Genomic DNA, 21,364 nt, shown 5'->3' with positions numbered 1-21,364 from the left:
ATATTCGTATCTATGAAGATTGACCCTGAGCAAATGAAAGCCGGTGCCGACATGGCCAGCGAACTGCTGAAGTCGCTGTCCAATCGCTACCGTTTGCTGATCCTGTGCCGGCTCGCCGATGGGGAGCATTCCGTCGGACAACTGGCCGAATTCCTTGGGATTCGCGACAGCACAGTTTCGCAGCACCTGGCACTGCTGCGCCGGGAAAAGATCATTGCCGGCCGACGCGACGGCCAGACCATCTGGTACCGCATCGAGAGCGAACCTGCGCGTGCCGTGATCGGCACGCTGTATAACAGCTTCTGCAAGACATCCGACTGCGTTGTCTGAAATCATGTTCTAGGGTAGCGCCCGAGCAGGCTGCCACGGCTTGACATTCTTTTACCTAATATATACGTATCATCGTAGATATGAACTTAAAGGAGAAAAGCATGTCGATCGAACGCGCCGTCCTGGCCTTCGCTGGCTTCATGGTCTTGCTGTCCCTGCTGCTCACCCATTTCGTCCATCCGGGCTTCGTCTGGTTCACAGCCTTCATCGGCGTGAACATGATCCAGTCGGCCTTCACCGGCTTCTGCCCGGCGGCCATGATTTTCCGCAAGCTGGGCCTGCGTCCCGGCACGGCATTCTGAGGAACCTCACCATGCAGAAATCCGCCTTCATCGCCCTGTTCGCCGCCATGACGACCGGAGGACTGACGGCCGCCCAGGCGACGGATCTGAAGCTCGCGACGGTCAGCATTCCGGAGATGAAGGCGGTCTATGGCCAGATCCAGCCGCGCAACAGCATCCTCGCTCGCGCCCGGCTGGGCGGCACCCTGGTCCGGCTCGACGTCACCGAGGGTGACATCGTCAAGGCCGGCGACGTGATCGCCGAGGTCAAGGACGACAAGATCGACTTCCAGATCAAGGCCGTCGATGCGCAGCTTCAGGGCCTCAAGGCCTCGATGAAGGATGCAGAGGTCGAGCTCGACCGCGCCGATCGCCTGGTCCGCAGCGGTGCGGCAAGCACCCAGCGCCTCGATCAGCTCAGAACCCAGCTCGACGTCATCACCAACCAGGTCCGCCAGGCCGAAGCCCAGCGCTCGGTTCTTGTCCAGCAGGCCTCCGAAGGAGCAGTGATCGCCCCCTCGGACGGCCGTGTGATTGCCGTTCCCGTGACCCGCGACGCAGTCGTGATGGCCGGAGAATCAGTTGCCACCATCGCCGGCGGCGGCTTTTTCCTGCGGCTCGCGATCCCCGAACGCCACGCCCACGAACTCACCCAGGGCACACCGATCCGCATTGAGGCCGCAGGCAAAAAGCTTGAGGGCGAACTCGTGAAAATCTATCCGCAGATCGAAGGTGGTCGTGTGACGGCTGATGTCGAGGTCGAGGGTCTCGATACCGACTTCGTTGCAGCCCGCGTTCTGGTCGAACTGCCCGTGGGCGAGCGTCAGGCTCTGCTGGTGCCTGCGACAAGCCTTACCAACCGCGCCGGCATCGACTTCGTCGCAGTCCGGGAAGGTGCAGCCATCGTCGAACGCGCCGTGGTCGCCGGTGAAGCCATCGAGCTTGAGGGCGCGCCTCAGATCGAGATCCTGTCCGGCCTTGCAGTGGGCGATATCGTGGTGACGAAATGACAAACCCCAATCAAAACACCCCGGGGGCTGGCGAGCCCGACGACGACACCCCGATGACCAATCTGGGCATAGCCGGCAATCTCACGCGCGCTTTCATCAAGTCGCCGCTGACACCGCTTTTCCTGATCGCCGCCTTCGCCTTCGGGCTCGTGGCACTGCTCACCCTGCCGCGTGAGGAAGAGCCGCAGATCTCCGTTCCCATGGTCGACATCATCGTCCAGGCTCCTGGCCTGCGCGCCGATGACGCCCAGAAGCTGATCACCGAACCGCTCGAAACGATCGTCAAGAGCATCAACGGCGTCGAGCACATCTACTCCCAGTCCATGGACAACATGGTCATGGTCACCGCCCGCTTCCTGGTCGGCACCTCCTCGGATGCCGCAGTGCTGCGCGTCCATGATAAGGTGCGCGCCAATATCGACCGCATCCCGGTCGGCATCGCCGAACCCAAGGTGGTCGGACGCGGCATCGACGACGTCGCGATCGTCACCCTCACCTTCTCCCCGACGAAGGATGCGAGCGGCCATGTGGGCGCCAACGACCTGACCCGGATCGTGCGCGAAGTCCGCAACGAGATCGCCAAGGTCGAGGACGTCGGTCTGACCTATGTCGTCGGCGAAACCAACGAGATCATCCGCATCTCGCCACAGCCGGAAAAGCTCGCTCTCTACGGCATCACCCTGCAGCAGCTTGCCGGCAAGGTCGGCGGGGCCAACACGGCCATGCCCGCCTCCCAGGTTCGCGAAGGTGGTCGCCAGATCGATGTGATCGCCGGTGAAACGCTTTCCACGCCCGCCGAGATCGGCAATCTGCTGCTCACCGCCCGCGATGGTCGTCCGGTCTATGTCCGCGATGTCGCGACGATTGATTTCGTTACCGATACCACCGAAGCCCGGGTCTCTACCGTGCGAAAGGATGGCGATGCCATCGAGCGCGTCCCTTCGGTCACGCTCGCCATCGCCAAGCGCGCCGGATCGAACGCGGTCGTTGTTGCCGAAACAATCCTTGAGCGCGTCGAAGCCCTTGAAGGCAAACTGATCCCCGAGGACATCCATGTCGAGGTGACCCGCAACTACGGGGAAACCGCCAACGAAAAGGCGAATGAACTCCTCTATCACCTGGCGCTTGCGACCGTCTCGATCATCGCGCTGGTCTGGATCTCGATCGGCCGCCGCGAAGCCCTTGTCGTGGCGATCGTCATCCCCGTGACGATCCTGCTGACGCTCTTTGCGTCGCGTCTGATGGGCTACACGCTGAACCGCGTCTCGCTCTTTGCGCTCATCTTCTCGATCGGCATCCTCGTGGATGACGCCATCGTCGTCATCGAGAACATCGCCCGCCACTGGGGCATGGGCGACAAGCGCTCGCGCCGCCGCAGCGCCATCGAGGCTGTCGCCGAAGTCGGCAATCCGACGATTGTTGCAACCCTCACCGTGGTAGCCGCACTCCTGCCGATGCTCTTCGTCTCCGGCATGATGGGCCCCTATATGAGCCCGATCCCGGCGAATGCTTCCGCCGCGATGATCTTCTCCTTCTTCGTCGCGGTCATGGTCACCCCCTGGCTGATGCTGAAGGTCGCTGGCAACGCACCCGTGCATGCCCATGCCGATCACGAGACCGGCGGCATGCTGGGCCGGATGTATGCGGCAACCGCCCGCCCCATCCTGGCGACGAAAACCCGCAGCTGGGTCTTCCTGATCCTGGTCGGCATCCTGACGCTCGGATCGCTCAGCCTCTTCTACACCAAGCATGTCACGGTGAAGCTCCTGCCCTTCGACAACAAGTCGGAGCTGCAGGTCACGATCGACCTGCCCGAGGGCTCGTCCGTCGAGATGACCGATGCGGTCGCCCAGGCCGTCGGACGAAAGGTCCTCGACATGCTGGAAGTGGTTTCCGTCCAGACTCATGCCGGCACCGCAGCACCCTTCAACTTCAACGGCCTGGTCCGCCACGCCTATATGCGCGCAGCACCTCATCAGGGTGACGTTGCCATCAACCTGACGCCTAAGGGCGATCGCGACCGCACGAGCCACGATATTGCCCTCGATATCCGCAAGCAGATCGCCGATATCGCAATGCCCGAGGGTACCAGCCTCAAGGTCGTCGAGCCCCCGCCGGGCCCGCCGGTCATGGCAACCCTGTTGGCTGAAATCTACGGTCCGACGCCGGAAATCCGCCGCGCCGTCGCTGCCAAGGTCGAAGCAGCCTTCCGCTCGGTGCCCTTCATCGTCGATGTCGACAATTCCTATGGCGTCGAGGCCCCGCGCAAGCGGCTGGTGATCTCCACCGACGACGCGGAATTCTACCGGGTCGAGGAAGGCGATGTCTTCGACACGATCGCCATCCTCTCGAACGGCAAGACGATCGGCTATTCCCATCGCGGCGAAGGGCGTCCGCCGATCCCGATCCGGCTGGAGCGTGCCAAGGGCGAGAAGGTAATCGACGAGCGCTTCCTCTCGACACCGATGCCGGCCAATGTCTTGCCCGGTGACAAGGGTGTCGTCGAGCTCGGCGACGTCGTGCGCGTCGTCGACGAAAAGACCTCAGTGCCGATCTTCCGTCACAACGGCATCAACGCCGAAATGGTGACAGCCGAACTCGCCGGCGACTTCGAAGCCCCGCTATACGGCATGCTTGCCGTCCAGGAGGCGATCGACGCGCAGGACTGGACAGGCCTGCCGAAGCCGGTGATTTCGCTTCACGGCCAGCCGACCGATGAAGATCAGGCCACCCTGCTCTGGGATGGAGAATGGGAAGTCACCTGGGTCACCTTCCGCGACATGGGTGCAGCCTTCATGATCGCGCTGCTGGGCATCTACATCCTTGTCGTCGCCCAGTTCGGCTCGTTCAAGGTGCCGCTGGTCATCCTGACGCCCGTGCCGCTCACCTTCATCGGCATCCTCGGCGGCCACTGGCTGTTCGGCGCGCCCTTCTCGGCAACGTCGATGATCGGCTTCATCGCACTCGCGGGCATCATCGTCCGCAACTCGATCCTGCTGGTCGATTTCATCCGCCATGCCGATCAGGGAGGCCGAGCATTGACCGACGTTCTGATTGAGGCTGGTGCGATCCGCTTCAAACCGATCCTGCTGACGGCGCTCGCCGCCATCATCGGTGCAGCGGTGATCCTGACCGACCCGATCTTCCAGGGGCTGGCCATCTCGCTGCTCTTTGGCCTGATCTCCTCAACCCTGCTGACGGTTCTTGTCATTCCGGCCATCTATCGGGTGTTGAGGACCTGACCGAACGAACATCACGAAGACACATGGCCGCGCCGCAAGCGCGGCCATTTTTATTGGTCGGAAGATTCTCGACTTTTCCTCTTCAAAGGGACACCAAAAAGTGTAAACTTAATTTGACACTCAAGCTGAGGCGGGACCCATGGCCCAACCATTCCCATTCGCCGCCATCGTCGCGCAGGAGGACATGAAGAAGGCCCTCCTGATGGCTGCGGTCGAACCTCTATTGGGTGGCGTCCTGATTTTTGGCGACCGCGGCACGGGAAAATCGACCGCTGTGCGCGCCCTCACCGAGCTTCTTCCACCGATCGAGACCCGTGTCGGCTGCCGCTACAACTGCCTGCCGGCAGAACCGCAATCCGCCTGCCCCGTCTGTAATCCGGCAACCGGCCAGAAGCCGCCGCCGCTCGTCAAGCACCGGGCACCGATGATCGACCTGCCGCTGGGAGCAACGGAAGACCGCGTCTGCGGTTCGCTCGACATCGAAAAGGCGCTCGTCGCTGGCGAAAAACACTTCGAACCAGGACTGCTGGCAGCCGCGAACAGGGGCTTCCTCTATATCGACGAGATCAATCTGCTCGAAGACCATCTGGTCGACCTCCTGCTCGATGCGGCAGCCTCCGGCGTCAATGTCGTCGAGCGGGAAGGCCTGAGCATCCGCCATTCCGCCCGTTTCGTGCTGGTCGGCAGCGGCAATCCTGAGGAAGGCGATCTGCGCCCGCAATTGCTGGACCGCTTCGGCCTGTCGGTCGAGGTGCGCACGATCGAAGACCTCGAACAGCGCATCGACGTCATCCGCCGCCGGGATGCCTATGAAACCGATCCGGCAGCCTTCTGTGCGCTCTGGGCCAAGCGCGATGCCGCGATCGGGCGGCATGTGGTATCCGCCCGCAAGATCCTGCGCCAGGTCGAGATACCGGATCATGTGGTGATGCGCATGTCGCAGCTCTGTCTGCGGCTTGGCATCGACGGCATGCGCGGCGAACTGACCCTGATGCGCGCCAGTCGCGCGGCAGCCGCCCTTGCCGGCCGCAAGCTGGTCACCTGGGACGACGTTTCCGACATTGCGCCGATGGTGCTCTGCCACCGCCTGCGGCGCGATCCGCTCGACGATGCGGGCTCGACACCGAGGGTGGAGCGCGCGCTCGCCACCCTCGACGCCGGTCTCGGCCATGGCTGAGCTCGGCCCCCACGACGCCTTCGAACAGGCCCTCGATCAAAGGGGCGCGGAATTGTGGGCCGATGCCTTGCTCAGCATCGAACTGCTCGTCCTCGGCGGTCCCTCGATCGGCGGCCTCTGGCTGAAGGCAAGATCCGGCGGTGTGCGGGATCACTTCCTCTCAAGGCTCCAGGCCCGGCTCGGTCCGGATATCCGCTGGACACGGCTGCCGCCCGGAAGCTCTGTTGCCAACCTGATCGGCGGGGTCGACATCGCTGCAACGGCGGCCAAGGGAAGCTTGCAGCGCCAGCAGGGTCTGCTGACCTCGGCAGAAGGCGGCGTTCTGCTCGTCCCGATGGCCGAGCGTCTCGACCCGGCACTCGCCGCCATGGTCGCTAGCGCCATGGATCAACCGTCGCGGAACGGCTTCCTGCTGATCGCCATCGACGAGTCCCTCGATGACGAAGCCGCACTCTCCAGCACACTCGGCGACCGGCTCGCGCTCCGGGTCGATCTCGACGGCATCGGCTGGCATCATGTGAAAGATGCCTCCGACCAGCCGCTGCAAATTGCAGCCAAAGACGCCAGTTGGCGCAAGGTCATTATCGACGACCGGTTGCTGAAGGGTCTCGCCTCCCTCTCCGAGCTATCGGGCCATCGCTCGCCGCGCATCCTGGCGCATCTCGCACGCACCGCACGGCTGCTCGCCTTGCATGACGGCCGCGCAAATGTGGAAGAAGCCGACGCGCTGACTGCCCTTAGGCTTTGCCTCGGCCTGCGTCTTGCCCCCCAGGCGGACGCAACCGAGACCAGCGCCGACGACCCACCGCCTCCGCCGCCACCGGACGATGCGCAGGACAATCAGCCGGCCTCCGGCGACATCGACGAGCCGGAAAGCGCGACCGAGCAGACGCAGCCGACCCAGCTCGACACGCTGACAGAAATGCTGACAGCCGTTCAATCCGGTGCGCTGGCTGCCGATCCCTGGCTCACGATATCACAGCGCCCTACGCGTTGTGCCGGTTCGGCGGGCAAATCCGGCAGCCTGAGCAAGAATGCGCGTCGTGGTCGGCCCTTTGGTATTGGCCTTAGCCCCCCGCATCCGCAGGCACGGCCCGATATCGTCGCGACGCTACGAGCGGCCGCACCCTTCCAGCGCATCAGGGCCGCCCAGCGCGCGACCTTGAGCGCGCCAGTTAGCGGACCATCAGACGCTCCGCGTGCCTTCATCACCCGCGATGATTTCCGCTATATCCGGCTGCGCCATGCGGCACCCTCGACGGCCATCTTCATTGTCGACGCCTCGGGCTCCACCGCGCTGGAGCGGCTTGGCGAGACGAAGGGCGCGATCGAAAGCCTGCTTGCCCGCTGCTATATCCGCCGTGACGAAGTGGCGCTCGTCGCCTTCCGCGGCACCGGGGCCGAACTCCTGCTGGCCCCCACCCGCTCGCTGACGGCTGCCAAGCGCAAGCTCGCAGCCCTTCCGGGCGGCGGCCCGACCCCGCTGGCAGCCGGGCTCAAAGCCGGTCTCGAGCTGGCAATCTCGGTCGAGCGGCGCGGCAGCACGCCGATCCTCGTTCTTCTGACCGATGGCAGCGGCAATATCGCGCTCGATGGCACGCCGGATCGCTTGGTTGCAGGGCAGGAACTGGAGCGGCTGGCGGCAAACTGCCGGATGCGCGAGTTCAAGACGATCTGCATCGACATCGCCCGGCGCCCGCGCGACAGCGTGACAAACCTATCTCGTCTGCTGGGGGCCGATCTGCATGTCCTGCGCCGGGCCGATTCGGCGCGTGTTTCGCATCTCGTCGATCTCTCCATGCAGGAGGCCCATGCATGATGAGCGGTCGCGACAGGCTGGATTGGGAAACGGATGGCCGCACCTGGCCAAACCGGAGCGCGAGCCGTTTCATCGCGACGGCGTCCTGCCACTGGCATGTCCAGATTTCGGGGCCCGAGGATGCCCCGCTGATCCTGCTTTTGCATGGCACAGGCGCCGCCTCCCACTCCTGGCGACATTTGCTGCCCCTTTTGGCCAGCCGCTTCCGCGTGGTGGCGCCGGACCTGCCCGGCCATGGCTTTACCCGTCCGCGCGAGCCTGTCGATCTGTCGCTGCCTGGCATGGTCCGCAGCCTGACGGAACTGCTGCGCGAGATCGACCGTTGCCCGGCTATCGTGGTTGGCCATTCCGCCGGTGCCGCGATTGCCGTAACGCTGGCAGCCAGCCATGCGAGCGCCGTTCCTCGCCATGTGATCGGCATCAACGGGGCCTTCCTGCCGATCAAGGGCAATGCGCTGTTCTCGCCGCTCGCCAAGGCCCTCTTCGCCAACCCCTTTTCGGCATCGATGTTTTCGCTGATGTCGCGTGTGACGCCGCTTGGCGGCAATCTGCTCAGCGCGACCGGCTCGGATATCGATGCGGAGGGCCGGGCGATCTATCGCATGCTGCTTGCCTCCCCGGCCCATGTCCGGGGCGCGCTCGGCATGATGGCGGCCTGGGATCTCCAGCGTTTCGACGCTACGCTGCAGCGCCTGCCCTTCCCCATGACGCTGATCGCGGCGAAGGATGATCCCATGGTGCCGATTGAGAACTCGGCGCATGCCGCACGGCAGGCAGCCGGCAGCCGCCTTGTGCTGACAGAACGCGGCGGTCACCTGCTGCATGAATGCCGTACCGCCGACGTCGCCCGCTGGTTCGACGAGGCAATCGGTGAACAGAAGAGACCCGATGGAGCGGATGCAGCATGAACATTGCAGGCCGCTTTGCCAAACCAAGACCTGATCCCATCGACACCCGACCCCATGCGGTGGTCATCGGCGCCGGCGTCGGCGGGCTTTCCACCGGCGCCCTGCTCGGCGCCAAGGGCTACCGCGTCACGATCCTCGACCCGCTGGACGAGCCCGGTGGCCGCGCCTATGCGCATCGGCAGGACGGCTTCACCTTCGATGCCGGCCCGACCATCGTCACCGCCCCCTGGCTCTTCGAAAAGCTCTGGCGCGACTGCGGCAGCGAGTTGAGCGACGACGTGGACCTGAGGCCAAACACGCCTTTCTACCGCGTGCGTTTCGACGATGGCACCGTGTTCGACTATTCCGGCGACCGGGCCGACATGGAAGCCCAGATCAAGCGCATCGAACCGCGGGATGTCGCGGGCTATCGCAGCTTCCTCGACGAGAGCCGCCGGATCTACGAAGTCGCCTTCGAGCAGCTGGCGCACAAGCCGTTCCACAGCCTGCTGTTCACCGCAAAGACGCTGGCCGGGCTTGTCCGGCTCGGTGGCTATCGCTCGGTCTATTCGGTCGTGTCCAAGCACTTCCGAAGCGACAAGCTGAGGACGCTGTTTTCCTTCCACCCGCTGCTGATCGGCGGCAACCCCTACTCGGCGACCTCCTTCTACTGCCTGATTGCGCATCTCGAAGGCAAATACGGCGTGCACCATGCCATCGGCGGTACCAACGCCCTGGTGCGCGGCATTGCCTCGCTTGTCACCCGAAACGGCGGTCGCATCAGGCTGCAGGAAACCGTGACGGACATCGAGACGGAAGGGCGCCGTGCGACCGGCGTGCGCCTCGCAACGGGCGAACGCATTACCGCCGACATCGTCATCTCCAATGCCGATCCGGCCACCACCTATGGCAAGCTTCTGAAGGCCTATCCCCGCCGCCGCTGGACCGATGCCAAGCTGGCAAGGGGCGACTACTCCATGAGCCTCTTCGTCTGGTACTTCGGCACAGACAGACGCTATGACGACGTCCTGCACCACACCATGCTGTTTGGGCCGCGCTATCGCGGCCTGCTCGACGACATCTTCCGCAATCATCGGCTGGCGGAGGATTTCAGCCTCTATCTGCATCGCCCGACGGCAAGCGATCCATCGCTCGCGCCACCCGGCTGCGACGCCTTCTATGTGCTGAGCCCGGTCCCCAATCTTGAGAGCGGAACAGACTGGACCGAAGCCGCCGAAGGATATCGCCGGAAGGTCGAGAAGCGCCTGGAAGAAACCGTGCTGCCGGATCTCTCCCGCCACATCGTCACTTCGCGGATTGCCACGCCACTCGATTTCCGGGATCGCCTGCTCTCCTGGCAGGGAGCCGCCTTTGCGCTGGAACCCAAGCTCTTTCAGAGCGCCTGGTTCCGCCCGCACAACAGAAGCGAGGAACTCGACAACCTCTATCTCTGTGGAGCGGGCACCCATCCGGGTGCAGGTCTGCCCGGCGTCGTCACCTCGGCCCGCATCGTCGCCGATCTGGTGCCGGATCCGGCCAGCATTCTGGCCGAGACCTGGCATCATCAGACACGGGAGACGCGTCCATGACCCTTCCCGACAGCACCGCCGTCGACAGCCTGCTCGCCCGTCCTCTGGCTCGCCGGCCGATCCTGGTGAACTATGGCTTTTCGGGCGACTTCGAGGACCAGAAAGCCTGTTCGGCCGCCATCCGTCGCGGTTCGAAATCCTTTCATCTCGCCTCGCTTCTCCTGCCCAGCGAGACCCGGAAGGCGGCCCGCGCGCTCTATGCCTTTTGCCGCCATTCCGACGATCTGATCGACGATCCCCGCAGTGGCATGCCGGCGCTCCTGCGCCTGCGCGAACGCCTCGACCTCATCTATCAAGGCGATCCCGCCGCTTTTGCCTGCGACCGGGCCTTCGCCCGCGTCGTGCATGATCATGCGATACCAAAGCCGGTCGTAGACGCCCTGCTCGACGGCTTCGCCATGGACCTCGAGGGGCGCCGCCACCAGACGATCGATGACGTGAAATCCTATGCGACCTGTGTCGCCGCAAGTGTCGGCCTGATGATGGCATCGGTGATGGGCGTCAGCGACCGTGCCGCGCTCGCCCGTGCAGCCGATCTCGGCATTGCCATGCAGCTCACCAATATCGCTCGCGATGTCGGGGAAGACGCGCGCAACGGCCGCCTCTACCTGCCACTCGACTGGCTCGCCGAACAGGGCATCGACGCGGACGCCCTTCTGCGCGATCCGCGCCACACACCGGCACTCGGCCTCGTGGTCAAACGCCTGCTGGAGGAAGCCGCGCGGCATTACCGGCTCGGCCATGCCGGCATTCGCAGCCTGCCGAAGCCCTGCCGCCATGCGATCCGCACGGCAGCCCTGGTCTATGAGGCGATCGGTGCGGGCATTGCCGCCAATGGCTATGACAGCGTGACCCTTCGGGCGACGACCGGGCTTGGCACGAAACTCGGCCTGCTGATCCGTGCCCGCCGGGACGACGACCGCTGGAAGGCAACCTCCGTGCGGGATCTGCATGCCGGGACCGATCCAGCCGCCCGCGACCTGGTGACGCTGAGCGGCATGCAGCTGGAAAGCCGCCTTGCCGGAAACGCGCTCGCGACCAATATCCGCCCCGAAACGGCCGTCGGGCGGGTCACCGACATCCTTCTGCGCCTCCATGCAGATGCGCGGCTTGAGACCCGCAGACGCCGTGAGGCGGCGCGAGAAAAGGTGGCAAGTCTTGCTTGAGAACTATTTCGGCATCATCGAAGCGATCTTCGTCTTCAGCCTGGCGATTGCCTTCTATGTCTGGCAGATGCGCGACCTGAAGAAGGAAAAGGCTAAGGCCGAAGCCCGGAAGCGGGAAGCCCAGCGGCTGCAACCAGACGACGACGTGAAAACCGGCTAACCCTTGCGTGGCATGCGAAAGGGCAGCATCAGCCTGACGATCGGCATGGCGAGCCGCCGGCAGTCCAGCGTCTCATGCATCATGACGACCCGGTCGCCGCCGATCTCCGTCTCGACCAGCGAGCGGCGATAAAAGGGTGTATCCTCATAAGGATCCCGCAGAACGGGCTTTGCCTCGTCGTCACAGGCGATGCCGCCGCCAACGCCCCAGAAGCCACGCTTCAAAACCTGCCGCTTCGGCGGATCGAATTCCAGGGCCGCACCGCTCGTGGAATAGGTCAGCCCAAAACGGCTGTTCGCGCCGTTTGAAAGAATTGAATCGTAAAGCAGGATCGGACGGCCATCCGTCGTCTCGCCACGCGCCCAGTCCCAACCGGCAAAGTCGGCCTCCAGGGGCCGGCTGCCGAAGTTCATGTCGTGATAGCCCTGCCCGACCCAGCCACCACCGGCCAGATGGTCACAGGTGAGGCTGACCCGACCGGCTGGCGCGACGGGCTGCCAGATGTGCCGCGCCTCAGGATCGAGCGCATAGGTCTGATCGCCGAGGAAGGCAGGAGTCAGTTCGATCTGGCCGCGCATGCGCCTGGGCAGAAGCCGTTGTCCCGGCCACGGCAGAAAGGTCTCATCGAAGGCGATGACAAAACCCGTGCCGTCGAAGCGGATCGAAGAGCGGCCGATCTGCAGTCTGGAGCGATCGCGGCCGAGTGCCCCACGCCCGCGCTCGGTCATCGCCCAGGCATGGCCGTCCGGCCCGTAGAGCGCCACATTGAAGGCCACATGATTGGTCGGATCGCGCCTTCCGGACCAATGGTAGTAGGGCGAGAAGACAGAGCCGATGAAGGCGATCACGGTGAAGGCGAAACGTCCGCAGTCGCTTGTTCCGTCGACATACCACCAGTGATAGCCGCCGGACGGGACCGTCTTGTCAAAGGCCGGTCCGCCATCAACCTTTCGGCCGCGAGCCGGCCCGAGATCGCTGCCATCGGCAGGCCCGGCCCCGGATGCACGCTGCCGCCCGCGAGATAAAGCCCCGGAACCGGCCCCTGCGATCCCGGTCGGGCAAAGGACGCCATCCAGCCGTGCGAGGCCACCCCGTAAAGCGCCCCGCCCGTCCCCGGATAGAGACCCGCGAAGCGATCCGGTGTCGTGATGTTCGGTGGCTCGGGGTGGTTCGACAGGGTGAGACCGTTCATCGCGAGCCTCATATCCATGCTCTTCAGACATGTACTGACCTCGCTTTCGTCGAGACGGTGCCGATCGCCATTGGCCGGCATGTTCATGAGCGCGTAGATGCGCTCCGGGCCGTTGCCCCCGTGAGCAAGATACCCGGCAGCATCGCGATCCTGGGCGCACAGATAGACCGTCGGGTCCGCCGGCGGCTGGCCGCGCGAAAAGATCGCGTCGAATTCGCCCTGGTAATCATCGGAGAAGAACACGGTGTGATGCGCAAGCGGCACGCCCTGCGGCTCTGCCAGCCGGCAGGAAACCACGGCAGAAAGCGAGCGCTGGCCCTCCCCCTTCTGGTTGCCGGAGGCGAGACCCAATAGCCGCGGCAAAGCCGCGACATCACCGTTATAGATGACCTGACGGGCCGGGATCTGTCGCCCGGAGCGGGTCAGGATCGCAGAGACGGCCCGCCGCGACGGATCCACTGCAATCTCGGTGACGGCATCGCCGTAGCGGAACTCCACGCCGAGCGAGACCGCGAGCTTCTCCAGCCGCGCCGCGAGTGCCCGAATGCCGCCCTTGATCATCCAGACCCCCTCCTGCTCGACATGTGCGACGAGCATCAGTGTGGCCGGTGAAAGATAGGGCGAGGAACCGCAATAGGTCGCATATCGTGCAAAGAGCTGACGCAGCCTGATATCGGCAAAATAGCCTCCGAGCGCTGACCAGAGCGTGGCGAAAGGCTTGATCGCGAAGAGATCGCCAGGGCGACCGATGCGCCGAGACAAAGACACAGGATTGGGACGCGACGCGTCGATGAAGCTGCCCTTGAGCACCTCATAGACTCGGCGGCTGTCCGCAGCAAAACGGCGATAGCCATCCGCCTCCCGTCGACCGGCGAAATCGGCAATCGCACGCATGCTTTCCGTCTGGTCTGCATGCAGATCGAGGCATGCGCCACCGCGCCAGTAGTGCCTTGCGATGACCGAGGAAGGGAAAAGCGTCAGTTCATCGTCAAGCTGTCGTCCGGCAGCCGCAAACAGTGCCTCGAACACCCATTTCATCGCTAGCACTGTCGGGCCCGCATCGAAGTCCTGGCCACCGACCTCGACGCGCCGCATTTTCCCGCCGCCTTCCGCATGCGCCTCGCAGACGACAACGCGGTAGCCTGCCGAGGCAAGCCTGATGGCCGCGGCAAGTCCTGCCATGCCGGCACCGATCACCACCACGGCGTCATCGGACGAAACGGGCACGATCCTCTCCTATGGCCAGTTGACTTACGGGATCAATGTGTCAATCTGAATTTACACATTATTGAGTTGTGAACATTTTACAACTGCGCATTCTCTGGAGGTGAGCCTTATGGATTTCCCCGAGCGCATAGAAGCCGGCATGCAGCGTGCAATGCGTTATGCAACCGCCAACGGATGTCCGCCCATCCTGGCGAAAGCTCTGCGGCATGCAGTATTTCCCGGTGGTGCGCGCATAAGGCCTCGCCTCTGCCTCGCGGTCGCCGCTGCTTGCGGCGACCGCGAACCCCTTGCCGCCGACAGCGCCGCCGTCGCAATCGAACTCCTGCACTGTGCCTCGCTGGTGCATGACGACATGCCCTGCTTCGACAACGCCATGACCCGTCGCGGCGCGCCGAGCGTGCATGCGCAGTTCGGCGAAGAGATCGCTTTGCTGGTAGGTGACGGCTTGATCATTGCCGCCTTCGAGACGGTCGCCCGCGAAACGCAAGGCACCCCGCTGCTGACGGCACCGTTGATTGCCACGATCGCAAACGCCGTCGGCACGCCTTACGGACTGGTTGCCGGTCAAGCTTGGGAGAGCGAACCGGAAATCAATATCGCCGCCTATCATCGCGCAAAGACCGCCTCGCTGTTCAGCGGTGCCGTTTCGACAGGAGCGATCGCGGCCGGGGGCAACCCGCGCGACTGGCTGGTGCTCGCTGACGCGCTGGGCGCCGCCTATCAGGTGGCGGATGATCTCTATGACGCGGTCGGCCAGTCGGAAGCGGGCAAGCCAGCTGGCCAGGACAGCCGCAACGGAAAACCGAACATCGTCGCCAGCATCGGCCTGGAAGCGGCGCTCGTCCGGCTGAAACGTCTGGTGACGGAGGCGGTGGACAGCGTTCCCGATTGCCCTGGAGCCGAAGGCTTCCGCGCGATGATCCGTAACGAAGCGACACGGCTGATGCCGAAGACGCTCGCAACCAGCGCAGCCTGACACCATGGATACCGGCAGCGGACAAGGCTTGCCGGCAAGGCCGAGCTTGACCGTCTCGACGGACCTGCCGCTGCGCGAGCCTGGTGCATTCCAGGCCCTGAAGATCAGACTGCGGCTCTGGCGAAACCGCCAGATTGCGTCGCCCCGCTTTCGCTCGATCGTCTCGCGCCTGCCGCTCCTGCGGGCGATCTCCAATCGCAAGGCGAACCATTTGTTCCGCCTGACCTCCGGCTTCGTGCATACGCAGATCCTGTCGGCCTGCGTGAGCCTCAGCCTGTTCGAGACGCTCGCAGGCCGGGCCCTCTCGACATCCACGCTCGCCACACGCTGCAGCGTTCCACCGGAGGAAATGCGACGGCTTCTGGAACAGGCAAGGCGCCTTGACCTCGTCACACGGGTCGCGCCGGAGCTCTGGATGCTGACCGATGCAGGCACCGTGCTTGCCGCAGACAGCGGACTGCGCGAGATGATCCGCCACCACGACATGTTCTATCGCGACCTCGCCGACGCCCGCGCTTTCTGGAGCGGCGCGCGCGGGGAAACAGAACTCCGCCGCTATTGGGCCTATGTCCGGGGCAATGAGCCCTCAGCGCTCGGCAACGAGGAAGCGGCTCCCTATTCCGCGCTGATGCGCGAAAGCCAGGCCATGCTCGCCGACTGCATTCTATCCTCCTTCGATTTCAGCCGGTTCCGGTCCGTCCTTGATATCGGTGGCGGCGAAGGGGCCTTTCTCGCGGCATTGGGCGCCAGGCATCCCACCGTTGAGCTTGCCCTCTTTGATCTGCCCGTCGTGAGCGAGCTGGCGCGCAGGCATCTCGATGGGAAAGGCATGCTGCATCGAGCGCAACTCCACGGCGGCGATTTCACCAGGGATGAGATACCGGCCGGCAACGACTGCGTCACGCTCATCCGAATTCTCTGCGACCATGACGACGACCGGGTCGTTCAGATCCTTTCGAACCTGCGTGACTCGCTGCCCTCCGGGACCCGCCTCCTCGTCGCCGAAGCCATGGCCGGCGAAAGCGAGGGCGCCAATCTCGCAGCTCTCTATTTCACGGCCTATTTCGCCGCCATGGGCTCTGGCCGCTGCCGCTCCCCACAGGAAATCATCGCCCTGCTGACGCAGTGCGGCTTCCGCAATTCCAGGCAAATGACCACGACAAACCCGCTTCTGGTGACATTGGTGGTCGCAGAACGGTGAATCACACCCGTTCTGGACACTCATTTGTGTAAATATAGATTGACACTCTGATGCGTAATCTTAAGATGACATTGGGAGCAGAAGGCATCCCGTGTCCGGGGAGGGCACGACAATGCGCAGTGCAGCCATCGTCTTCGAAAAACCGGGAACGCTTGCCGTCAGGCATTTGGCGCTGAATTCGCCCGAGGCATCGGACGTGGTGGTCGAGTCGCGCTTCAGCGGCGTATCCAGCGGAACCGAGAAGATGCTCTACGAAGGCACCATGCCGGCCTTCCCAGGCATGCGTTATCCGCTCGTCCCGGGATACGAGACCGTGGGTGTAGTGGTCGAAGCCGGCCCTGCGTCAGGTCGCTCGATCGGCGACCAAGTCTTCGTCCCCGGCGCAAACTGCTACACGGATGCTGCCGGACTGTTCGGCGCCAGCGCTTCCCTGCTCGTCGTACCCGGCGCCCGTACCGTGCAGACCCATTTTCAACAGGCAGAAGACGCAGCCCTGCTGGCGCTGGCCGCAACTGCCCATCACGCGGTCTGTCGTTCGTCTCGCACGGCATCCCTCGTCATCGGCCACGGTGTCCTCGGACGCCTGATCGCGCGCATCATTCTCGCCAACGGCAATCCGCCGCCGGTTGTCTGGGAAACGCGCGACGCCCGCCGCACCGGCGCGAGGGGCTATGTGGTCACATCCCCTGACACTGAGCGCGACCTGCGCCATGACGTCATCATCGACGCCAGCGGCGACGCCACCGTCATCGACAAGGCGATCGGACGATTGAACCGCCGTGGCGATCTCATCCTCGCAGGCTTCTATGGAGAGCGGGTCGACTTCGCTTTCCCGGCAGCCTTCATGAAGGAAGCTTGCATCGCCATCGCCGCAGAATTCACGCCGGTGGACGTCGCAGCCGTTCTCGCACTCGTCGAGAGTGGTCGCCTCTCTCTCGATGGCCTCATTACGCACCATGCGCATCCCAAGGATGCGGTGTCCGCCTACCGGACAGCCTTCAACGACCCAGACTGCCTGAAAATGATCATTGACTGGAGGAATGCCGCATGAGCCTCGACCTCGCACAAGACGGACTGGAGCGCCTGCAGGAAAACCTCCGTGACGAAGCCGCAATTGAACCCGATGCGCCGGCCACCGGCAAGGTCACCAAGGAAACGCAGATCATCGCGATCTACGGCAAGGGCGGCATCGGCAAGAGCTTCACGCTCGCCAATCTCTCTTACATGCTGGCCCAACTCGGCAAGAAGGTTCTCCTGATCGGCTGCGATCCGAAGAGCGACACGACCTCCTTGCTCTTCGGCGGCCGCGCCTGCCCGACCATCATCCAGACGGCCTCGCGCCGCAAGGAAGCAGGCCAGGAGGTCTCGATCTCCGACGTCTGCTTCAAGCGTGACGGTGTCTTCGCCATGGAGCTCGGCGGACCGGAAGTCGGACGCGGTTGCGGCGGGCGCGGCATCATCCATGGCTTCGAAACGCTTGAGAAGCTCGGCTTCCACGAATGGGATTTCGATTATGTCCTGCTCGACTTCCTCGGCGACGTCGTCTGCGGCGGCTTCGGCCTGCCGATCGCCCGCGACATGTGCCAGAAGGTCGTCGTTGTCGGTTCCAATGACCTGCAGTCGCTTTATGTCGCCAACAACGTCTGCTCGGCGGTGAAATACTTCCGCAATCTCGGCGGCAACGTCGGCGTCGCCGGTCTGGTCATCAACAAGGACGACGGCACGGGCGAAGCCCAGGCCTTTGCCGAGGCCGTTGGCATCCCGGTTCTGGCCTCGATCCCGCAGCATGAAGACATCCGCCGCAAGAGTGCCAACTACCAGATCATCGGCACCCATGACAGCCAGTGGGGTCCGCTCTTTGAAGCGCTCTCCATCAATCTTGCAGAAGCCCCACCGGTTCTCCCCCGACCGCTCGACCAGGACGGCCTGCTCGGCCTCTTCGACGCCAGCGAAACTGGCGCCGACTACAAACTCCAGCCAGCCCTGCCGGAAGACATGTGCGCCACCGGCGCACTGAAGCGGCCGTCGCTGGAAGTCGTCTACGACAACGTGTGAAATCGGGTGAATACAATGGATGACCTGCGCAAGGATTATGAGCTGGACGATGCCGGCGGGACCGCTCCCGTCGGCAACGATGCCGCCGTCCTTGGCGACGCAGCGGCCCCTGACACAAACGGCATCGGCTGCCATGGCGGCGTCGAGCTTTCCAAGGCTGCGGCCCGCGCGGCAGGCCAGGGCGAATTGATGGACCGCTTCGAGGCGGACTATCCCAAGGGCCCGCATGATCAGCCGCAATCCATGTGCCCCGCCTTCGGCTCCTTGCGCGTTGGGCTTCGCATGCGCCGCGTCGGCACGATCCTCTCCGGCTCCGCCTGCTGCGTCTACGGTCTGACCTTCACCTCGCATTTCTATGGCGCCAAGCGCTCCGTCGGCTATGTGCCCTTCAGCTCGGAAACGCTGGTCACCGGCAAGCTCTACGAGGACATCGTCGAGGCCGTGCACCAGATGGCGGATCCGGCAAAGTTCGATGCCGTCGTGGTCACCAACCTCTGTGTGCCCACCGCCTCGGGCGTGCCTCTCAAGATGCTGCCGCGCGAGATCGACGGGGTGCGGATCGTTGGCATCGATGTTCCCGGCTTCGGGGTCCCGACCCACGCGGAAGCCAAGGATGTGCTTTCGGGCGCCATGCTCGCCTATGCCCGCCAGGAAATCGGCGAAGGCCCGGTCCAGCGCCCCCGTGGCGGGTTGAAGGACAGGCCGACGGTCACCCTGCTCGGCGAAATGTTCCCGGTCGACCCGGTTGTCATCGGCGGCATGCTGGAGCCCATGGGGCTTGCTGCCGGCCCGACGGTGCCTGTCCGCGAATGGCGCGAGCTTTATGCCGCACTTGACTGTGCCGCAGTCGCCGCGATCCATCCCTTCTACACGGCAAGCATCCGGGAATTCCAGGCCGCCGGTCGGCCCATCATCGGCTCGGCACCGGTTGGAGTCGACGGAACCGATTCCTGGCTGAAGGCGATTGGCGACAGCTGTGGCGTCGCCCCGGAGAAAACCAATATCAGCCGCAACGCCATGCGCGCTGCGATCAAGGCTGCCCTTGCCGAACATCGCATCAATGGCCGCATCACGCTCTCGGGCTATGAGGGTTCAGAACTCCTCGTTGCCCGTCTTCTGGTCGAGCTCGGCGCAGACCTGCGTTATGTCGGCACGGCCTGTCCGAAAACGCCTTACAACAGCGAGGATGCCGACTGGCTGGCAGCCCATGGCGTGGAACTGCGCTTCCGCGCCTCGCTGGAACAGGACCTCGCCGCCTTCCAGGAGTTCAAGCCGGATCTCGCCATCGGCACGACACCCGTGGTGCAGAAGGCGAAGGAGAGCGCCACCCCCGCCCTCTACTTCACCAATCTGATTTCTGCCCGTCCCCTGATGGGTCCGGCCGGCGTCGCATCGCTGCCAGCCGTGATCAACGCCGCGATCGGCAACAAGGACCGCTTCCTCGCCATGAACGCCTTCTTCGAAGGTGTCGGCTCTGGCGACGGCGCCGGCATCTGGGAGAATGTGCCCGAAGACCGCAGCGCCTATCGCAAGAAGTTTGCCGCCAAGGTCAAGCAGTCCCGCAACGCCGTCGACAATGGGGAGAGTGTCGGATGCTGATCCTCGACCACGACAGAGCCGGCGGTTACTGGGGCAGCGTCTATGCCTTTACCGCGATCAAGGGGCTGCAGGTGATCATCGACGGCCCGGTGGGCTGCGAAAACCTGCCCGTCACCTCGGTCCTGCATTACACGGATGCGCTTCCCCCGCATGAACTACCGATCGTCGTCTCTGGCCTCTCGGAAGACGAACTGGGCCAGCACGGCACCGAAGGCGCGATGAAGCGGGCCCGCCTCGCACTCGACCCGGACCTGCCGGCCGTCGTTGTCACCGGCTCGATCGCTGAGATGATCGGCGGTGGCGTGACACCGGAAGGCTCCAACATCGTTCGCTTCCTGCCGCGCACCATAGACGAAGACCAGTGGCAGAGCGCTGATCGCGCGCTGAAATGGCTCTGGACCGAATTCGGTCCGAAGGGCGGCAAGGTGCCGGCACCGCGCCGCCGTCCGGAAGGCGCAAAACCCCGCGTCAACATCATCGGTCCGATCTACGGCACCTACAACTTGCCTTCCGATCTCGCCGAGATCCGCCGGCTCGTCGAAGGTCTCGGCGCAGAGATCAACATGGTCTTCCCGCTGGGCAGCCATCTGGAAGACGTGCGCAAACTCGCCGATGCCGACGCCAATATCTGCCTCTATCGCGAATTCGGCCGGCTTCTGTGTGAAACGCTCGACCGCCCTTATCTGCAGGCACCGATCGGCATGCATTCGACGACCGCCTTCCTGCGTGAACTGGGGGGCGTGCTGGGTCTCGATCCGGAGCCCTTCATACTCAGGGAGAAGCACACGACGCTGAAGCCGCTTTGGGATCTCTGGCGCTCGGTCACCCAGGATTTCTTTGCGACCGCAAGCTTCGCGATCGTCGCCAACGAGACCTATGTGCGCGGCATCCGCAACTTCCTCGAGGAAGAAATGGGCCTGCCCTGCAACTTCGCCATCCCGCGCAAGGCTGGCTCGAAGACCGACAATATCGAGGTTGCGGACCTCACCGCCAAGAAGCCGCCGATGATCATGTTCGGCTCGTTCAACGAGCGTATGTACATGGCCGAGCGCGGCGCCCGCGGCAAGTTCGTGCAGCTTTCTTATCCCGGCGCCATCGTCCGCCGCCATCCCGGCACGCCGGTCATGGGATATTCGGGTGCGGCCTGGCTGATCCAGGAGGTATGCAACGCACTCTTCGACATGCTGTTCGACATCCTGCCCCGCGCAGGCGAGCTCGACGCGATCGAGGCGACGACAGCCCGTCCGCGCAGCGAGATGGCCTGGCAATCCGATGCCCAGGCATCGCTCGAAACCTTCATCGGCAACGAGCCCGTGCTCGTCCGCATCTCCGCCGCCAAGCGGCTCAGGGAAGCGGCGGAACGCGAGGCACGCCGGACCGATGACCACGAAGTGACCCGCCATCATGTCGAGACGGCCGCCCGCCTTGAGGGAGCCTATGCATGAGTGCCGGA

At 64.1% G+C, this 21,364-nt stretch carries 18 protein-coding genes; 16 read left to right on the top strand and 2 right to left on the bottom strand.

What is annotated here, in order from left to right; genetic code table 11:
* Positions 1 to 12 precede the first annotated feature (12 nt).
* The 10 genes from H6M51_RS03865 to H6M51_RS03820 all read left to right on the top strand — a co-directional run bounded on the left by H6M51_RS03865 (position 13) and on the right by H6M51_RS03820 (position 11,661).
* Positions 13 to 330 carry a helix-turn-helix transcriptional regulator gene (locus H6M51_RS03865; RefSeq protein WP_185808577.1) on the top strand — a complete coding sequence of 106 codons (318 nt, stop codon included), beginning with the start codon at positions 13 to 15 and terminating at the stop codon, positions 328 to 330.
* A 101-nt stretch (positions 331 to 431) separates the two neighbouring features.
* Entirely contained in the window at positions 432 to 632 is a 201-nt protein-coding gene (locus tag H6M51_RS03860; RefSeq protein WP_185808576.1) for a DUF2892 domain-containing protein, read from the top strand.
* A gap of 11 nt (positions 633 to 643) precedes the next feature.
* Positions 644 to 1,621: an efflux RND transporter periplasmic adaptor subunit gene (locus H6M51_RS03855; protein ID WP_185808575.1), complete on the top strand. Its 978-nt coding sequence runs from the start codon at positions 644 to 646 to the stop codon at positions 1,619 to 1,621.
* Positions 1,622 to 1,674: 53 nt separating this feature from the next.
* Positions 1,675 to 4,863: an efflux RND transporter permease subunit gene (locus tag H6M51_RS03850; RefSeq protein ID WP_185808929.1), complete on the top strand. Its 3,189-nt coding sequence runs from the start codon at positions 1,675 to 1,677 to the stop codon at positions 4,861 to 4,863.
* Between the two features lie 139 nt (positions 4,864 to 5,002).
* Entirely contained in the window at positions 5,003 to 6,040 is a 1,038-nt protein-coding gene (bchI, locus tag H6M51_RS03845; RefSeq protein ID WP_185808574.1) for a magnesium chelatase ATPase subunit I, read from the top strand.
* Entirely contained in the window at positions 6,033 to 7,859 is a 1,827-nt protein-coding gene (locus H6M51_RS03840) for a VWA domain-containing protein (RefSeq protein WP_185808573.1), read from the top strand. Before bchI ends, H6M51_RS03840 begins: the two co-directional genes overlap by 8 nt.
* The gene (gene bchO / locus H6M51_RS03835) at positions 7,856 to 8,767 is read left to right on the top strand and encodes an alpha/beta fold hydrolase BchO (protein WP_185808572.1); all 912 of its coding nucleotides are present in this window, start codon (positions 7,856 to 7,858) and stop codon (positions 8,765 to 8,767) included. Before H6M51_RS03840 ends, bchO begins: the two co-directional genes overlap by 4 nt.
* Positions 8,764 to 10,335 (top strand): phytoene desaturase, encoded by a 1,572-nt coding sequence (locus H6M51_RS03830; RefSeq protein ID WP_185808571.1) that lies wholly within the window; start codon positions 8,764 to 8,766, stop codon positions 10,333 to 10,335. The genes bchO and H6M51_RS03830 overlap by 4 nt, the downstream gene beginning before the upstream one ends.
* Positions 10,332 to 11,501 (top strand): phytoene/squalene synthase family protein, encoded by a 1,170-nt coding sequence (locus tag H6M51_RS03825; protein WP_185808570.1) that lies wholly within the window; start codon positions 10,332 to 10,334, stop codon positions 11,499 to 11,501. Before H6M51_RS03830 ends, H6M51_RS03825 begins: the two co-directional genes overlap by 4 nt.
* A complete protein-coding gene (locus tag H6M51_RS03820; protein WP_185808569.1) occupies positions 11,494 to 11,661 on the top strand; it encodes a hypothetical protein in 168 nt (55 codons plus the stop codon). The genes H6M51_RS03825 and H6M51_RS03820 overlap by 8 nt, the downstream gene beginning before the upstream one ends.
* Here H6M51_RS03820 and H6M51_RS03815 read toward each other — a convergent pair.
* Both H6M51_RS03815 and crtD read right to left on the bottom strand, forming a co-directional pair.
* Positions 11,658 to 12,509, bottom strand: a complete 852-nt coding sequence (locus H6M51_RS03815) for a carotenoid 1,2-hydratase (RefSeq protein WP_185808568.1) — start codon at positions 12,507 to 12,509, stop codon at positions 11,658 to 11,660. The genes H6M51_RS03820 and H6M51_RS03815 overlap by 4 nt on opposite strands.
* Positions 12,506 to 14,080, bottom strand: a complete 1,575-nt coding sequence (crtD, locus tag H6M51_RS03810; RefSeq protein WP_185808567.1) for a 1-hydroxycarotenoid 3,4-desaturase CrtD — start codon at positions 14,078 to 14,080, stop codon at positions 12,506 to 12,508. The genes H6M51_RS03815 and crtD overlap by 4 nt, the downstream gene beginning before the upstream one ends.
* Positions 14,081 to 14,189: 109 nt before the next feature.
* Here crtD and H6M51_RS03805 point away from each other — a divergent pair, with 109 nt between their 5' ends.
* The 6 genes from H6M51_RS03805 to bchZ all read left to right on the top strand — a co-directional run bounded on the left by H6M51_RS03805 (position 14,190) and on the right by bchZ (position 21,356).
* Positions 14,190 to 15,056 (top strand): polyprenyl synthetase family protein, encoded by an 867-nt coding sequence (locus tag H6M51_RS03805; protein ID WP_185808566.1) that lies wholly within the window; start codon positions 14,190 to 14,192, stop codon positions 15,054 to 15,056.
* 46 nt (positions 15,057 to 15,102) lie between these two features.
* Entirely contained in the window at positions 15,103 to 16,257 is a 1,155-nt protein-coding gene (locus H6M51_RS03800) for a methyltransferase (protein WP_246780390.1), read from the top strand.
* A 112-nt stretch (positions 16,258 to 16,369) separates the two neighbouring features.
* A complete protein-coding gene (bchC, locus tag H6M51_RS03795) occupies positions 16,370 to 17,308 on the top strand; it encodes a chlorophyll synthesis pathway protein BchC (protein WP_185808564.1) in 939 nt (312 codons plus the stop codon).
* Positions 17,305 to 18,312: a chlorophyllide a reductase iron protein subunit X gene (locus H6M51_RS03790; RefSeq protein WP_185808563.1), complete on the top strand. Its 1,008-nt coding sequence runs from the start codon at positions 17,305 to 17,307 to the stop codon at positions 18,310 to 18,312. The genes bchC and H6M51_RS03790 overlap by 4 nt, the downstream gene beginning before the upstream one ends.
* Positions 18,313 to 18,327: 15 nt before the next feature.
* A complete protein-coding gene (bchY, locus tag H6M51_RS03785) occupies positions 18,328 to 19,911 on the top strand; it encodes a chlorophyllide a reductase subunit Y (protein WP_185808562.1) in 1,584 nt (527 codons plus the stop codon).
* Positions 19,905 to 21,356, top strand: a complete 1,452-nt coding sequence (bchZ, locus tag H6M51_RS03780; RefSeq protein ID WP_185808561.1) for a chlorophyllide a reductase subunit Z — start codon at positions 19,905 to 19,907, stop codon at positions 21,354 to 21,356. Before bchY ends, bchZ begins: the two co-directional genes overlap by 7 nt.
* Positions 21,357 to 21,364 lie beyond the last annotated feature (8 nt).

The organism is Rhizobium sp. AQ_MP, from assembly GCF_014237835.1.
In the GTDB taxonomy this organism is placed as follows: Bacteria; Pseudomonadota; Alphaproteobacteria; order Rhizobiales; family Rhizobiaceae; genus Allorhizobium.
Note: the sequence above shows the minus strand (reverse complement) of the source record. Positions and strands in the feature narration are given on the sequence as shown.

What these genes read in the sequence shown, in the direction of transcription:
- H6M51_RS03865 (WP_185808577.1), top strand. Translation starts at nt 13, where the DNA reads ATGAAGATTGACCCTGAGCAAATGAAAGCCGGTGCCGACATGGCCAGC.
- H6M51_RS03860 (WP_185808576.1), top strand. Translation starts at nt 432, where the DNA reads ATGTCGATCGAACGCGCCGTCCTGGCCTTCGCTGGCTTCATGGTCTTG.
- H6M51_RS03855 (WP_185808575.1), top strand. Translation starts at nt 644, where the DNA reads ATGCAGAAATCCGCCTTCATCGCCCTGTTCGCCGCCATGACGACCGGA.
- H6M51_RS03850 (WP_185808929.1), top strand. Translation starts at nt 1,675, where the DNA reads ATGACCAATCTGGGCATAGCCGGCAATCTCACGCGCGCTTTCATCAAG.
- bchI (WP_185808574.1), top strand. Translation starts at nt 5,003, where the DNA reads ATGGCCCAACCATTCCCATTCGCCGCCATCGTCGCGCAGGAGGACATG.
- H6M51_RS03840 (WP_185808573.1), top strand. Translation starts at nt 6,033, where the DNA reads ATGGCTGAGCTCGGCCCCCACGACGCCTTCGAACAGGCCCTCGATCAA.
- bchO (WP_185808572.1), top strand. Translation starts at nt 7,856, where the DNA reads ATGATGAGCGGTCGCGACAGGCTGGATTGGGAAACGGATGGCCGCACC.
- H6M51_RS03830 (WP_185808571.1), top strand. Translation starts at nt 8,764, where the DNA reads ATGAACATTGCAGGCCGCTTTGCCAAACCAAGACCTGATCCCATCGAC.
- H6M51_RS03825 (WP_185808570.1), top strand. Translation starts at nt 10,332, where the DNA reads ATGACCCTTCCCGACAGCACCGCCGTCGACAGCCTGCTCGCCCGTCCT.
- H6M51_RS03805 (WP_185808566.1), top strand. Translation starts at nt 14,190, where the DNA reads ATGGATTTCCCCGAGCGCATAGAAGCCGGCATGCAGCGTGCAATGCGT.
- bchC (WP_185808564.1), top strand. Translation starts at nt 16,370, where the DNA reads ATGCGCAGTGCAGCCATCGTCTTCGAAAAACCGGGAACGCTTGCCGTC.
- H6M51_RS03790 (WP_185808563.1), top strand. Translation starts at nt 17,305, where the DNA reads ATGAGCCTCGACCTCGCACAAGACGGACTGGAGCGCCTGCAGGAAAAC.
- bchY (WP_185808562.1), top strand. Translation starts at nt 18,328, where the DNA reads ATGGATGACCTGCGCAAGGATTATGAGCTGGACGATGCCGGCGGGACC.
- bchZ (WP_185808561.1), top strand. Translation starts at nt 19,905, where the DNA reads ATGCTGATCCTCGACCACGACAGAGCCGGCGGTTACTGGGGCAGCGTC.